The sequence below is a fragment of the Enterobacter sp. 4974935 genome (assembly GCF_058661735.1).
This window is the reverse complement of the sequence record NZ_JBZWGT010000003.1, coordinates 516,174-532,072: the sequence shown is the minus strand read 5'-3', so window position 1 is coordinate 532,072 and position 15,899 is coordinate 516,174. Positions and strand designations below refer to the sequence as shown.

Here is a 15,899-nt window from a genome sequence, read left to right as displayed (position 1 = left end):
CAGACATCACGCTAATGAGTACGGAGATAGCCCGTGAATAACTCTACATCGCATGCTTTAGCGGTTAAGACGCCGCTTTCCAGACTTTACCTCGCTCTATTTTCCGCGCCGCTGTTACTGTTTTTACCTGCCGATATCGCGCGTGCAGCCGATGCCTTTTTTGATGGCGACGCGCGTATTACCGAAACGCTGGGTTACACCGGAGATGTTTATGTTGGACGTAACCAACGCGGAAACCTGCTGATCGATAATGGCAAAATCACCGCCTATAACATCAATATCGGTCGGCTGTTCGACGGCAAAATTTATGAAAGCGTGGTCACGGTCCGTGGGCCAGACGCTGAGCTTAACGCGGTGAACGATCGGTACGTCCTGCGCGGCGACCTGAATCTTGGCCTCGGCACCCTGCGAGTCGAAGAGGGCGCGCTGGCGAGTGCAAAGGAGATTGTTGTCGGCACCACCCGCGGCTACGACAGCCACCTTATCGCCACGGGTGCTGGCTCTCGTGTGACCAGTAATTTTCTCAGCGTAGGCACCGATCTGGGCGCACGCTCCACGCTTGCGATTGAAGACGGCGCTGCGCTCAATACCGCTTACGATGCACGCATCGGCAACGGTACCGGACCGGGTGAAACCGACACGCTGAGCCCGAAAGCCACCGTCACGGGGAGTGGCTCACAGTGGAACGTTGGCCGTACGTTGACGCTTTATGGCGACCTGGACGTACTGGACGGCGGAGCGGTTAACGTTGGCGGCGTGCAGGTGGCAGGCGTCTCCGGGGCAGGGAAAACCGCCGAGCTGGTTATTGCGGGCGAGGACTCGCGCTTTACCAGCGGCAGCAGCGTGAGCGTGGGCGATTACGGCAATGGCGTGCTGTCTGTGATTGACGGCGGTTCATTTTCCGCTGGCAGCAATGCGCTGATCGTGGGGACATCGGGTTCCGGCTCGAACCGGGGTGCGCTCATCATCGGCAGCCGCGGCAATATGGACACCGGCACGGGTTTAACTGAGCCAACGCTTGGCACGGCGGGCGGCGCAGGTACCCTCGATGCGAAGACGGCAATAAGCCTGCGTGGCGGACTGTTCGGCAGCTATGTCTACTTCAACCATACCGACGGAAATTACATCTTCAGCAACACGATGAGCGGTGAAGGTGATGTGATCAACACCTCCGGGCAAACGACGCTGAACGGCGATCTTTCCGCACTCAAGGCGAACGTAACCGCGCGGGGCGGTAAAGTTATCATTGCCAGCAATATTAATACCCAGCCAGAAGACGATATTTTTGATGTTCAGACGCTTAGCGCCGAGAACGGCGGTACGCTAATCCTCAACGCGACGGCGGGTTCAGACGTCAGCGACGGGGTCGGTTACAGCAGCGCCGCGTCAATCAAGTCCGGCGGCACGCTGGGCGGCAACGGCACGCTGGGCCAGACCGAGATCCTGTCTGGCGGGCATATCTCGCCTGGCGACGGCAATATCGGTACGTTGACGCTGAAACGCTATCTGAACTTTATCGGCGAATCCTTCTATGACGTGGATATCGCGGGCGATGGCAGCAGCGACCAGCTACTGGTATCGGGCAAAACCACCATCAGCGATCGGGCTAAGGTACAGGTCACCGCGCTGGATCCGCAAACCAGCTATAAAACGGGCCAAAGCTACCGCATTTTGACCTCCGACGGGGGAATTGACGGTGAGTTCGCCGGAGCGATTTCCAAATCCGCCTTCCTGGACGTGGCGCTTGAGCAAAGCACCAACGCCGTCGATCTGACCATCGCGCAGAAAGAGACCGGAGGTGAAAATCCTGGGGGCGAGAACCCGGGCGGTGAAAATCCCGGAGGCGAGAACCCGGGCGGTGAAAACCCCGGAGGTGAAAACCCGGGCGGTGAGAATCCTGGCGGTGAAAACCCGGGTGGTGAGAACCCGGGTGGAGAAAACCCGGGCAGCGGCAAGCCGGGCATTTTCCAGACCGTGGCCCAAAGCAGCAACCAGTGGAATACCGCTGGCGCGCTCTCCACTCTGACGCAAAGTGGCCCGTCGCTGGCGCTGTATAACTCGCTGCTTCTGCTGAGCGCGCCGGAAGCGCGCGAGGCGTTCAACCAGCTGTCTGGTGAAGTTTATCCATCAATGCAGTCCAACCTGATCGCTGGCAGCACGCAGGTGTTTAACGTGTTAAACCAGCGTATGCAGCGCGCGTTTGATAACGACAGCCTGCCGATCCCACCGTTAGCCATGTCGCTGGTGCAGCAGCCGGAGCCGCAAAACAATGGCGTCTGGGGCCAGACCTTCAGCTCCTGGAGCCGAAACAGCGGCGACGGAAACGTGGGCAAGCTGGACGGCAACACCACCGGCTTCCTGCTGGGGGCAGATCGCAAGCTGGCGGACCATAACGTGCGTGTCGGCGGCTACTTCGGCTACAGCCGGGGTGATTACGACGTCGACAGCCGTCGCTCCTCAACGGATACCGACAACTATCACCTTGGCCTGTATGCGGCGGGTCAACAGGATGCGTTCTCCCTTCGCGGCGCGCTGGGTTACACCTGGCACAAGATCCAGGGCGAGCGCAATGTTGATTTCAGCGGCTTCTCGGATCGGCTGAAGTCAGATTACGACGCTAACTCGCTGCTGGCGTTTACCGAAGCGGGCTACCGTTTCGGCCAGCCAGACAGGAATATTGAGCCGTTCGTCAATTTATCGTACATCCGGCTGCATACCGACAGCTTCAGGGAAGACGGCGGTGCCGCTGCGCTGAGCGTCCGTAACGAAACGATGAACACCTTCTATTCCACACTCGGGGTGCGCGGTGTGACCGAGCTGCCGAAGAACGTTAACCTCTACGGTTCGCTGGGCTGGCAGCACGCTTATGGCGATAAGAATACCTCTTCGCGCATGGCGTTTGCGGGCAGCGACGCGTTCATTACTCAGGGGCAAGCCGTGGATGAGGACGTAATGGTGGGTGATATCGGCGTGAGCGTACAGCTGTCGCGTGCTGCGACGCTGGATGTGGGTTACCAGGGACAATATGGTGCGGATACCCGCGTCAACTCGGTGAACGCCAATCTGCGCTGGTCGTTCTGAATTATTTCCATTAAAAGAACCCGCCCTCGTGGCGGGTTTGTGCTTTTGGCTTCTGACGAAGCTAGGGATCGTTCCCAGCCGCGTCCAGCAGTTTGTTTTTGAAGATAAACAAACACGCCTCGTTGAAGTTCCCTGCCCCTAACCGCTCCGATAGCGCCGTTCGCTTGCGATAGAGGCTTTTAACCGACATATTCAGCTTATCTGCAATCTCTTCCATTGACCTCCCTGCCTTCAGCAACCGGAGCATTATCGCTTCATGTCTACTCAGCCGTAAGTTAAGCAGCCATTTGGTTGTCAGACGCCAGCCTTTCATATCAAGCACCAGATTGAATAACGACGCCATATCCGGAGGCGTAAGCGACGTGTTCATAAACAGCTTCATACTGTGCAGATCCTCCTCTCGAGGGCGCATATCCAGCATAACGCAGCAGATGGTTTTTCTCGTTCTGGCCGGATGGCGTATCAGGTAATCATATAAACGGAGCGGCGTACGGCTATCAATCAGTACAGTATATTCATTTGCGTCGGTATCAAATATGTTTCTGTCTATCGAACAGAGGCAAATTATATCCGGGAAAAATAGCCGCATCCCCCTGACAAGGAAACAATCCTGAGTCACTAACACTATTGAAGTCGCCACTAATCATCCCTTTTAGATTAAAGCAAGCCCGCCTCTTAAGAAACAAGGACGCTTTCGTTTATAGCGCTTTACATTAACGGCAAATGTTTTCTGGCTTTGATCATCCCTCAATATGACATTGGTGAGCTAGACTTTTTGCAGACTATCACTCAATGCCTGGCGTTAATTATAAATAAAAAAGAATTTCAGAAAAGTCACTTCTCTGAACATTAAGAATTTTTGTCATGAAACTTCCCAAACATGCACCGGAAAGTACTTTAATTAACTCAGAAGAACTTCATTTCAAATATAAAAAAACTGCAAACAGCAAAGAAAAAAACATTTAATATCAATCATTTAAAAAGAACAATCCTGCACTGAATTATCTAAAAAACTTACTTCTTCCAGAATTATCTCAAAACCTCCCAGCCGCTTTTCAACTTATTTATCCCCCAACACATCGGGTGTACATTAAGTCCAATCAGACCACTGAGATGAGGGCGCATAATTACCTTTAAGTAAGTACCCCATAACGTAGCATCATTCAGATTTAATGTTCTCCTTTATGCCCTTTAACGCAGAGTTAAAAGGCGGCCGTGTTATGCAATGGATTCACGATAAACAAATGGCAAATAGATATGGAAAGATCGCTTAGCTTCACTACGTTATTCTTTTATCGCACCACAATATTATTGTTCCTGCTTTTACTCTTTCCTGTTCTGGTTCAGGCTGATGAATCCGTTTATGAGCATCAGATACAACAGGCACGTAACGGTAATTACGCTCTGTTTCTTGATTACCTACAGCGCTATGAGCAACAGCATGCTTTAACACCTGGACAGGTTGCGGACTGGTTACAGGTAGCCTCCTGGGCAGGACGCGATGATGTGGTTATTCGAGTCTGGCAGCGTTATGGTATTTATATGCCGCTGCCCGCTCGCGCCATCGCTGCTGTCGCCCAGTCCAGAAGAAACCAAAAAGCCTGGCCATCCGCCTTATCGCTGTGGAAAGAGGCGCTCAGCCTTGCGCCGGATAACAACGATTACCGCATCGGCTATGTTAAGACCCTGGCCGATGCCCGCAGAGATCGCCTCGCGCTTTCGGAAGCCCGGCAGCTGGTTAAGGACGATCCTTCTCCCGCGCACCTTGAGACGCTCTCCTATGTCTGGATGCGCCAGGGAAAAAACGGGGACCGGCTGCTGGCGGACATGCGCGCTCTAAACGCCGCACCAGGGAATAACGCCCTTCTTCGCGAGACGATCGATGCGTTAACGGATAACCGGGTAAGCACGCCCGCACTCTGGCTGTCGCAAAGCGCAGCGATGTCCCCCGCGGAGCGTCGCCGCCTTGAGCGTAACGCCGCGGCTGAAAAGGTACGCCTGGCGGATGTGCCTGGCAGAACGGAGAAAGAGCGGCTGCGGCTGGCACAAAACGCATTAGATCGCTATCACGTCCTGCTTTCCCGCTGGCAAAACGAACCGCAGGCGGCTGAAGACATCATCCTTGCCCGTATCGATCGGCTTGGCGCGCTGTATGCGCAGGGTGATTACCGGCAGGTTATTAGCGAATATGAGGCGCTGACGACCGCACAGCATCCGGTGCCGGACTGGGCCATCGGCTGGGTGATCTCTGCATATTTGCAGGAGAAAAACACCGTCGCCGCCTTCTCGCTTGTACAACGCTATCCACACTACGCCTCCGATCCGCAGGATGAGGAGCATGCGCTTTTCTACGCCTGGCTGGATACGGGGCAGTATCAAACCGCCCGCCGCTACGTTGAGCGCGAGACCCGCAGCGTTCCCTGGACCCGCTACGATTTCGGATCCCCGACCGCTCAGCCGAACGATCGGTGGCTCACCGGACAGTCACTCAAACTTAACTATTTGCTGGCGACCAACGCCCTGTCGGAAGCCGAAAAGCTGTCGTATCGTCTGGCGTCAACGGCGCCGGGAAATCAGGGATTACAGATTGATTATGCCGCCCTTCTTCAGGCCAGGGGCCTGCCGCGCGCGGCCGAGCAAAAGCTTAAACGAGCAGAGGCGCTCGAACCCACGAATCTGGAGCTTGAAAAACAGCAGGCTTACGTCGCAATGGACCTTCAGGAGTGGCGCCAGATGGATTTACTGGCTGATGACGTAATTGCTCGCGCCCCCGCCGATCGCAGCGCCCGTCGCCTGGACAGGCTCAGAGCGGTCCACCATATGTCAGAGCTGCGTCTGAACGCGGGTAAAGGATTGCATTCAGATAACCCCGTCAGCGGTAGCCACGACATGAGCTGGGACGCCACGCTCTATGGCCCACCCGTGGCGGATAACTGGCGGCTATTTGCTGGCGCCCGCTATGCACAGGGGAATTTCGACGAAGGTAAAGGCATCAGCCGCCACCTGTTGGGCGGCGTTGAGTGGCGCCCACGTGACCTCACGCTCGAAGCCGAGCTCTCCAGCAACCGCTATCACGGCACAAACAGGCCGGGTGCACGGCTCTCAACAACCTACAGCCTGAGTGATAACTGGCAGGTCAGCGGTAGCCTCGAGCGCTTATCACGCGCGACACCCTTACGGGCATTACGCAATGGGATCAGCGCCAACCGGGGTGAAGGTGGGGTGCGCTGGTATCAAAACGAGCGACGTGAATACCAGTTCAACGCCGCCGTCAGCCGCTTCTCAGACCACAACCGCCGTCAGGAATACACCCTCTCTGGGAAAGAGCGTCTCTGGCAGACCCCGACCCTGACGCTGGATCTCGAACCGGGGATCGCCGCCAGTAAAAACAGCCTGCGGAATACGCTCTATTACAACCCGGCACGGGATCTGTCCGTGACGGCAGCCCTGTCCGTTGACCATGAGATGTACCGCCACTACGACACCCTCTGGAACCAGCAGTTCGTGGCAGGCGGCGGCAGCTACTGGCAGAAAAATCAGTCGCCTGGCGCCATTACCCTGCTGGGTTACGGGCAACGCATTCAGTGGAACAACGTTGTCGATACTGGCGTGATGCTGAACTGGGATAAACGCCCTTACGACGGCAAACGCGAGAGTAATCTCTCCGTCACGTTAGATGCGACTTTACGCTTTTAAGGATGAATATGCTGAATACACGTTTTTCTGTAAGCCTGATCGTCATCGGCTGGCTCTGCCTCAGCGCGAGTCTCTGCGCGCAGCCGCTCTCCTTTATGGCTCCTGAAGAGAGGCCGCAGCTGGAGGCCAGCAAACCCTGGCCGGAGAATCAGTTTCTGGTCCTGGCCTACCACGACGTCGAAGATGATGCTGCCGATCAGCGCTACCTCTCCGTTCGCACCAGCGCGTTAAACGAGCAGATAAGCTGGCTTTTGCACAACGGCTATCACGCCATCAGCGTGCAGGACATTCTGGATGCGCATGAAGGAAAAAAAACGCTGCCGCCGAAAGCCGTTTTGCTCAGCTTCGACGACGGCTACAGCAGCTTTTACACCCGCGTTTGGCCCCTGCTTCAGGCCTGGAACGTTCCTGCGCTGTGGGCGCCGGTGGGCAGCTGGGTGGATACGCCGGCAAATCAAAAAGTTAACTTCGGCGGTCTGATGACGCCCCGCGATCGGTTCGCGACATGGGACATGGTGCGCGAGTTAAGCCGCTCCCCGCTGGTTGAAATTGGCTCGCATACCTGGGCCTCGCATTACGGCATCCCGGCCAACCCGCAGGGAAGCCGTGAACCCGCTATCGCCAACCGTTTTTTCGATAACGCGACGGGGCATTACGAAACCGATGAACACTTCAACCAGCGGATCGCCGCAGACGTACGGAAAGTCACCGAAAAAATCACCCAGGTGACGGGAAAAGCGCCGCGTGCCTGGGTGTGGCCCTATGGGGCTGCCAACGGTACATCGCTCGCTATCGCCCAGAAACAGGGCTATCAGCTGGCCTTTACCCTGGAGGACGGGCTGGCAAACGTGCGCGACCTCGGCAACATCCCGCGCCTGCTGATTGCCGGAAATCCGTCGATAAAAACCTTTGCCAACACGGTTAGCCGCGTTCAGGAGTTTGACCCGGTGCGCGTCATGCATGTTGATCTCGATTATGTCTACGATCCCGATCCGACCCAGCAGACGAAAAACATCAACAAACTCGTCCAGCGGGTCTACGACATGAAAATCAGCCATGTGTTTCTCCAGGCGTTTTCGGATCCGCGGGGCGACGGCAGGATCGGCGCGCTCTATTTCCCCAACCGCCGGCTTCCGGTCCGGGCCGATCTCTTTAATTTTGTCGCCTGGCAGCTACAAACCCGCGCGGGAGTGAAAGTCTTTGCGTGGATGCCGGTCCTCTCTTTCGATCTCAGTCCAGCCCTGCCGCGCGTGCAGCGCCGGGATCGTCAAACGGGAGAGTTGACCGTGGCCGCCGAGCCCTATATCCGGCTCTCCCCCTGGAGTCCACAGGTTCGCCAACAGGTGACGGAGATCTATGAAGATCTGGCCCGCTATGCCAGCTTCAACGGGATCTTGTTCCATGACGACGCGGTGCTGACGGACGTTGATGATGCCGGACAGGAGACGACCCGCCAGAAGAGCCAGCAGCTTATCGGCTTTACCCGCACGCTGAGCCAGGCGGTGAAAAACATCCGTGGCCCGCAGATCAAGACCGCGCGCAATATGTTCGCCCTCCCCATTCTGCAGCCCGAAAGCGAAGCGTGGTTTGCGCAAAATCTGGATGATTTTCTGTCGGCCTACGACTGGACGGTGCCGATGGCAATGCCACTGATGGAGTCCGTCCCGGCAGAAGAGAGCAATGCCTGGCTGACGCGTTTAGTCAACGCCGTCGCCGCACGCCCCGGCGCGCTGAATAAAACGATTTTTGAGCTACAGGCCAGGGACTGGGCGCAGAAACCGCAGCGTGCCGTAGCCGATGAACGTCTGGTGGAGTGGATGCAGGTGCTCCAGCTGAACGGCATCAAAAATTACGGTTATTACCCCGACGACTTCCTCAACAACCAACCTGATATTTCGCGTATCAGGCCTGAATTTTCTTCGTACTGGTATCCTGACAATGACTGATCGCATTATCGCCTTCTCTATTTTGTGTCTGGTATTCGGGTTGCCGTTAGGCGTAGCCGCGCTGTTTACCGGCGAACTGATTCTGGACTTTGTCTTTTTCTGGCCGCTGTTTATGTCCGTGCTCTGGGTAACCGGCGGCCTCTATTTCTGGTTTCAGCTTGAACGGCACTGGTCGTGGGATAACGCAACACCCGCGCCCGCCTTAGCCGGTGAACCGTTAATCTCGATTCTTATTCCCTGCTTTAATGAGGAACGCAACGCACGGGAGACCATTAGCGCCGCGCTGGGTCAGCGGTACTGGAATGTTGAGGTTATCGCCATCAACGACGGCTCTTCGGACAATACCGCGCAGGTGCTGCATCAACTGGCGCAGGAGCAGCCGCGCCTGCGGGTGATTAATCTCGCGGAGAATCAGGGGAAAGCCGTGGCGCTCAAGGCTGGTGCGGCGGCGGCCCGGGGCGATCTGCTGGTCTGCATTGACGGCGACGCCCTGCTCGATCGCGATACGGCCGCGTATCTGGTGGCACCGCTGATTCAGTATCCCCACGTTGGGGCCGTCACCGGAAATCCGCGTATTCGCACGCGCTCAACGCTGATTGGTCGTATTCAGGTGGGCGAGTTTTCTTCCATTATTGGTCTTATCAAGCGAACGCAGCGGATCTATGGCCGGGTCTTTACGGTCTCCGGCGTCATCGCCGCCTTTCGCCGACAGGCGCTGGCGGATGTCGGGTACTGGAGCCCGGATATGATCACAGAGGACATTGACATAAGCTGGAAGCTTCAGCTGCGCCACTGGGATATCTTTTTCGAGCCGCGGGCGCTGTGCTGGATCCTGATGCCGGAGACGCTCAAGGGGCTGTGGAAACAGCGTCTGCGCTGGGCTCAGGGCGGTGCAGAGGTGTTTCTGGTTAACCTGCGCAAAATGGCCCGCTGGGAGCATCATCGGATGTGGCCCCTGTTTCTCGAGTACGCGCTATCAACGCTGTGGGCGTTTGCCTATGGAGCGACCGTGGTGTTGTTCATTCTTAGCCATATTATCCCTCTTCCCGCGAACCTGGCCGTTGCGAGTCTGTTTCCCCCGGCGTTTACCGGGCTGCTGCTGGGGGTGATGTGCCTGCTGCAATTCCTCGTCAGTTTGTATATCGAGCGGCGCTACGAGCGGAAAGTGGCAGGCTCGCTGTTCTGGGTGATTTGGTTCCCGATGGTGTACTGGATGATTGGCCTGTTTACCACCCTCGTGGCATTTCCGAAAGTCATGCTTAAACGTAAACGCGCCCGCGCGCGCTGGATCAGTCCGGACCGGGGAAAAGGGAGCATTCAATGAACGAGAATACGTTAATTTTGACTGAACATCGGCTGGCACCGCGTCTTTTCGATGCCGCATTAACGCTGATAGCCTGGGGAGGATTCCTGTTTTTCCTGTATGCCAGGCTGTGGATGCAGTTAACCGAGGAGAGCGATCACCGCTGGAGCGTGATTATCGCCTCTTTTAATACAGTGCTGGTCTATCTGCTGATTGCCGCGTTCAACGGCTGGCTGCTGATCCTGTGGTATCAGTACAATCGCCGCCGCGCGCATGTGAGGCGGCGTCATCCGCAAATGTTGCGCCATGACGAGCTTGCCCAAAGTTTTAACGTCACGCCGCACATTATGTCCGAGATGAGCCAGTACAACCTGCTGACGGTCTATCATGACCAGATCGGCCGGATCATTGATTTGAAGATCAGCGAGCAGCAGGTCAAGGAAGAAGAGTAATAAAAAGCCCCCGCAGCATACCCTGCGGGGGCTTTTTTATAACAGGGAGACGTTATTTATCCTTCACCACAATCAGCGGTTCAATATCGCTCTCTTTCTTCACCACCAGCGAGTCATCCCCACGCAGACAGGTTCCGCCATAGTTTCCGCCCACGGTAAAGGTGCAGACCTGTATGTATCTGCCGTCAACCTTTGGCAGGCACCATAGCTGCTGGTAGATATTTTTGCGGTCAACAAACTTGCCGCTGGACTGGTCCAGCAGTTGATCCTGGGCGCCGATCAGATCGATATTGCTCCCGCAGCGTCCGGCTATCGGTTTAACGGCATAGCCTGTCCGTTTCAGCAGCGCATTCACCTCAAAATCGGTATCCAGCAGGTAACGGTGGTTCGGGAACAGCTGCCACAGCACCGGCAGGATCGCCTTGTTACCTGGGATCACCGTCCACAGCGGTTCAAAGACCAGCACTTCCGGGCGCAGCAGGACGTCAATCAGGCGCACTTCACCCTTCGGGTGACCGGTACGGATGGGCACGGCGGCGTACTCGGTTTCGCTCACCTCGCGGATCTGCTCGATCGCCGTTTCCCACGCCCAGGTTTTCCATACGCAGTTGACGTGACGGCCTTCATCATCAATCAGTTGCCCGGCGGCATCCCAGCTCAGCGCGCCCAGTCCATGCAGGATTTTGGTTTCAAACCCGGCCTGGATCAGCGAGCGCTGAATAAAGAGCGCGTGGTAATCCTCTTCGATATCGTTGTCCTGCATGATATGGACGAACGGCCGCGCGTGGCTGTGCTTCCAGGCGCCGGTCAGCTCCTCCAGCAAGCCTTCCGCCGGATTGTGGCCGGTGCCGCGATAGCCGTTTTTCACCCACTCTTCAAGAATCAGCCCGCCCTCGGTATGGCAGGAGGCGGAGTCCGCGTTGTACTCGTAAACCTTAATGCCGCGCTCATCCATGCAGAAATCCATACGACCGGTGATCATATGGTGACGACGCCACTGCCAGGAGAGGCGCAGACGCGGCCAGAGAATTTTCGGGATGTCGAAAAGCGCGAGTAAGCTGTCGTCTTTCAGCACCTTGTCGGTGGCATGAAGGTACATCAGGTGCAGTTCGTTGGTGGCTTTGATCAGCTCCTGCTCGGCACTTTCGGTAATGGTGAAGTACTGGCAGGGATCGTTGTTAATAACGTGGCCGTTCGCGCGAATGTACGCCTGTTGCAGGGCGTCGTTTTCATTGAGCCATTTTCCGTCGAACTGACGGTTGTTCTTCAACCGCGCGCCGCTGATTTTCAGCAGCTCACCGTCGATCTCCGGCTGAGGAATACTGTGTTCCGTCTCCTCCGTCTGGATCATCCAGCCGAGGATCTCGGTATCGCTGAACGTATCATGAAGCGTATAGCAACCGTTCTCAACGCTCAGACGCAGCTCGCGCGTCCACTGCTGCCCCATCGGCAGCGGAGAGTGAATAACGTTCTGCTCGGCAATGCGCACTCTGTCGTCCAGCAACTGGGTGATGACGGCGACGTGGCCGGTCTCTTGAAATTCACCGCCCTTTTGCCAGATGAGCAATGCACCGGCCTGCGGCGCGCGCTTCGAGCCATTAGCAAAGGCCTGTAGCGGCAGGATGTTGTCATTCACCACCTGGCGTAAAAAACGCAGGGAGAAGATCTCCCACGCCATCCCGACGTCGGTAAAGACAAACCCGTGGTTGAGAAACAGGAAACGGCGCGCAAACTCAACGCACTGCCATTTATGGCCCATGTATTCGTTGCCGATATAGCTGCGGAATTCCGCGTCTTCCGGATAGTGCCGCGGATCGAGACTGCCGTAATTTGAAGAGTAAATCGCCACGCCACCCGGCGCATAGCCTAATAACGTCCCGAAGGGTGCGTCACTGCTTAACGTTCCTTTACGCATGTGTCCAACCTAAAACAGGCAGGCGGCAATTTTTTTGTGGGGTTGTCGTCGTCTGCACGTTGTAATTAACTGACAGAGGTGGCGTTATCATACACCCGCCCTGCCCATTACGCTCGCATCGTTAAACGGTTCCCCTATCTCCTGCTACACTGCCTCAACACAACACCAAAAAGGCAGGCCAACATGTCAGATAACACCTATCAGCCACCGAAAGTGTGGGAATGGAAACAGAATAACGGCGGCGCGTTCGCCAATATCAACCGTCCCGTCTCGGGCGCTACGCACGAGAAAGAGCTGCCTGTGGGCGAGCACCCGCTCCAGCTGTACTCTCTGGGTACGCCGAATGGACAGAAAGTTACCATCATGCTGGAAGAGCTGCTGGCGCTGGGCGTGACGGGCGCGGAATACGACGCATGGTTAATCCGCATCGGTGAGGGCGATCAGTTCTCCAGCGGTTTTGTCGACGTGAACCCGAACTCGAAGATCCCGGCACTGCGTGACCACTCCACCACCCCGCCGACGCGCGTCTTTGAATCCGGCAATATCCTGCTCTATCTGGCCGAGAAATTTGGTCACTTCCTGCCAAAAGATCCGGCAGGACGAACGGAAACCCTGAACTGGCTGTTCTGGTTACAGGGCGCGGCCCCGTTCCTCGGCGGCGGTTTTGGCCACTTCTATAACTACGCGCCGGTGAAGATTGAGTACGCTATCGATCGCTTCACCATGGAAGCTAAACGCCTGTTCGACGTGCTGGACAAGCAGCTGGGGCGCGGTCGTTATGTAGCGGGTGAGGAATATACCATCGCCGATATGGCGATCTGGCCGTGGTTTGGCTGTGTGGCGCTGGGCAGCGTCTACAACGCCGCCGAATTCCTCGACGCCGGGAAGTACACCAACGTGCAGCGCTGGGCAAAAGATGTGGCGAATCGCCCGGCCGTTAAACGCGGGCGCATTGTTAACCGCACCAACGGCGAGCTGAACGAGCAGCTGCATGAGCGCCATTCAGCGAGCGACTTCGATACCCAGACGGAAGATAAACGTCAGGATTGACCCATGACCGGGCGGTTCGCCGCCCCTCTTCTGCGATGAGAAAAATGAGTCAGCACGCGTGAGCAAGGATCCTCGAATGTCAGACCAGACGCTAAAAGCGACCCGACAGCAGAGCATCATCACCCTGCTGAGTAAAAGTGACTGGCTGACCACCGATGCCCTGGCTGAAAAGCTCTCCGTCAGCAAAGAGACGATCCGCCGGGATCTGAAGTCGTTACAGCAGCAGGGGAAACTTCTGCGCCAGCACGGGCGTGCGCGTCTGATTCACCCGGACAGCCGCGACAGCGGTGAACCCTTTGGCGCACGCCTGAAAAGCCATTATGCCGACAAAGCCGATATTGCCCGACACGCGCTGGGCTGGATCAGCGAAGGGATGACCATCGCCCTCGACGCCAGCTCGACCTGCTTTCATCTGGCGCGCCAGCTTCCGGATATCGAACTCACCGTGTTTACCAATAGCCTGCCTGTCTGCCACGAGATGGCAAAGCGCGAGCGGATCACGCTTATCTGCTCCGGCGGAACGCTTGAGCGTAAGTATCGCTGCTATGTTAATCCGGCGCTGGTGACGCAGCTTAAAGGACTGGAGATCGATCTGTTTATCTTCTCGTGTGAAGGGGTTGATGAGCATGGCATCCTTTGGGATCCGTCCGAGCACAACGCGGGCTTTAAGGCGCTGCTGTTAAACCGGGCCAGCCAGTCGCTGCTGCTGATCGACAAAAGTAAATTTATGCGGGCAAGCGAAGTGAAAATCGGTCAGCTGTCGCAGGTGACACAGATTATTCAGAGCGATAAATGTCAGGCCGCCAGAGACGGCCTGACGCGATGATGTTACGCGGAGAGACGGAACTTCTGCACTGAGCGCTGGAGTTCTTCGGTCTGCCGTTCCAGTGCGGCCGCAGCGGCGGAAACCTGCTCCACCAGCGAGGCATTCTGCTGGGTCACGCCGTCCATCTGCGTGATGGCTACGCCGACCTGAGAAATACCTTTGCTCTGCTCCTCTGACGCGGTGGCGATCTGCTTCATAATGACGGTCACCTCCGTCACGTCGCGCAGGATAGCTTCCATCGTCGTGCCGGTATCGTTCACCAGCTGCGCCCCCTGCTCCACGCGGGCAACGGAATCCGCAATCAGCCCTTCGATCTCTTTTGCCGCATTCGCGCTGCGGCTGGCCAGATTACGCACCTCACCCGCCACGACCGCAAAACCGCGCCCCTGCTCCCCGGCCCGAGCCGCTTCCACCGCGGCGTTCAGCGCCAGAATATTGGTCTGGAAGGCGATGCTGTTGATAACGGTAGTGATTTCAGCAATTTTCTTCGAGCTGTCCGAAATGCCGCTCATGGTCGTGACCACATCGTCTACCAGCGACCCGCCGCGGCTGGCCGTACTGGAGGCGACATCCGCAAGCTGGCTGGCCTGGCGCGCGCTTTCGGCGTTCAGCTTCACCGTTGCGGTAAGCTGCTCCATGCTGGCCGCGGTCTCTTCCAGCGCAGCGGCCTGCTCTTCGGTACGCGAAGAGAGATCGTTATTCCCGCTGGAGATCTCCGTTGCCCCGCGCCAGATATTCTCGCTGCCGGAACGAATCGTGCTGACCGCCTCCCGCAGGCTGTCCTGCATGGCGCTTAGCAGCGGAACCAGTTGCCCCACGCAGTTGCGGCCAATGGGCTCAATCGGCTGGCTGAGATCGCCCTGCGCAATCTGGCGGAACTGCTGACGGATACGCTCCAGCGGTTTTACCAGCAGCGCCACCAGGTAGCGGTCGGTGAACAGCAGGATCAGCAGACCCACGATCGTGGCGGTAATAATCACCGTCCGGGTCATGCTGGTCAGGCTGTCGACCACAACGCGCGTACTGTCGAGCGCCTTCACCGCAGAATTGTTAAAGTTCTCAACCGCGGCGCCAAACGCGCGGCTTAGCGGCGGCGTAACGTTGTTGGCATGCTGACGATAGCCTTCGAGCGTCGCCTGCTTTGCCTGCACCATCTGAGGCGTAACGCCCCGATCGAGCAGCGCCTGCCAGGTGGAAATCACCTGCGCAGAGACCTTTTCATCCATCGGGCCCGGGGAGATAGCTTTCATCTCTGCCAGCTTTTTACTCATGTTATCCAGCGCCTGCTGAGCAGGAGCCAGGTCCGGCGTGCCGCCCGCTGCTTTAGCTTCCATCGCCCGGCTCAGGCGGGTGACGAAACGGAAATACTGATCGTTGCCCTGGCTCAGCACCGTCATCTGCCTGACCAGCTGGCGGTCAACGTCATTACCATCAGAAACACGAGACAGAGACCAGGTGCTGTAAAGCCCCACGCCTGCCCACATGACACAAAAGATCCCCAGTACCGTCAGCATGACGAAACGGATGGTGAAATTACGAAGCATCTTCATTGAGTATTCCTTGCCGTGAGGGTGAATTCGCCCAGAGGCGAGTACTACCCTCGTTATCGGCAGGGACAGGGGAAAAGATA

General features: G+C 56.9%; 10 protein-coding genes. 7 read left to right on the top strand and 3 right to left on the bottom strand.

Features of this window, described 5'->3' with window-relative positions; translation table 11 throughout:
* Positions 1-33 precede the first annotated feature (33 nt).
* Entirely contained in the window at positions 34-3,081 is a 3,048-nt protein-coding gene (locus AC4OVS_RS03700) for an autotransporter family protein (protein ID WP_063843662.1), read from the top strand.
* Positions 3,082-3,142: 61 nt separating this feature from the next.
* On the opposite strand, the gene AC4OVS_RS03695 is transcribed toward AC4OVS_RS03700, so the two are convergent.
* Positions 3,143-3,670, bottom strand: coding sequence for a helix-turn-helix transcriptional regulator (locus AC4OVS_RS03695; protein ID WP_045308383.1), 528 nt, complete (start codon positions 3,668-3,670; stop codon positions 3,143-3,145).
* A gap of 668 nt (positions 3,671-4,338) precedes the next feature.
* Here AC4OVS_RS03695 and pgaA point away from each other — a divergent pair.
* The 4 genes from pgaA to pgaD are packed head-to-tail and all read left to right on the top strand — an operon-like array spanning position 4,339 to position 10,478.
* A complete protein-coding gene (pgaA, locus tag AC4OVS_RS03690; RefSeq protein WP_491922182.1) occupies positions 4,339-6,777 on the top strand; it encodes a poly-beta-1,6 N-acetyl-D-glucosamine export porin PgaA in 2,439 nt (812 codons plus the stop codon).
* A gap of 8 nt (positions 6,778-6,785) precedes the next feature.
* Complete coding sequence (pgaB, locus tag AC4OVS_RS03685; RefSeq protein ID WP_154051593.1) at positions 6,786-8,723, top strand: poly-beta-1,6-N-acetyl-D-glucosamine N-deacetylase PgaB; 1,938 nt, start codon at positions 6,786-6,788, stop codon at positions 8,721-8,723.
* On the top strand, positions 8,716-10,047 hold the full coding sequence (gene pgaC / locus AC4OVS_RS03680; protein ID WP_022649386.1) for a poly-beta-1,6-N-acetyl-D-glucosamine synthase: 1,332 nt from the start codon (positions 8,716-8,718) through the stop codon (positions 10,045-10,047). The genes pgaB and pgaC overlap by 8 nt, the downstream gene beginning before the upstream one ends.
* A complete protein-coding gene (gene pgaD, locus AC4OVS_RS03675; RefSeq protein ID WP_192970451.1) occupies positions 10,044-10,478 on the top strand; it encodes a poly-beta-1,6-N-acetyl-D-glucosamine biosynthesis protein PgaD in 435 nt (144 codons plus the stop codon). Before pgaC ends, pgaD begins: the two co-directional genes overlap by 4 nt.
* Before the next feature lie 52 nt (positions 10,479-10,530).
* On the opposite strand, the gene gss is transcribed toward pgaD, so the two are convergent.
* On the bottom strand, positions 10,531-12,393 hold the full coding sequence (gene gss / locus AC4OVS_RS03670) for a bifunctional glutathionylspermidine amidase/synthase (protein WP_155026025.1): 1,863 nt from the start codon (positions 12,391-12,393) through the stop codon (positions 10,531-10,533).
* A 183-nt stretch (positions 12,394-12,576) separates the two neighbouring features.
* Between gss and yghU the strand changes: the two genes are divergently transcribed.
* On the top strand, positions 12,577-13,443 hold the full coding sequence (gene yghU / locus AC4OVS_RS03665) for a glutathione-dependent disulfide-bond oxidoreductase (RefSeq protein ID WP_023298592.1): 867 nt from the start codon (positions 12,577-12,579) through the stop codon (positions 13,441-13,443).
* Positions 13,444-13,519: 76 nt separating this feature from the next.
* Positions 13,520-14,269 (top strand): L-fucose operon activator, encoded by a 750-nt coding sequence (gene fucR, locus AC4OVS_RS03660; RefSeq protein WP_038416725.1) that lies wholly within the window; start codon positions 13,520-13,522, stop codon positions 14,267-14,269.
* Positions 14,270-14,271: 2 nt separating this feature from the next.
* Here fucR and AC4OVS_RS03655 read toward each other — a convergent pair whose 3' ends face one another.
* Positions 14,272-15,819, bottom strand: coding sequence for a methyl-accepting chemotaxis protein (locus tag AC4OVS_RS03655; protein WP_022649391.1), 1,548 nt, complete (start codon positions 15,817-15,819; stop codon positions 14,272-14,274).
* Between the last annotated feature and the right edge of the window lie 80 nt (positions 15,820-15,899).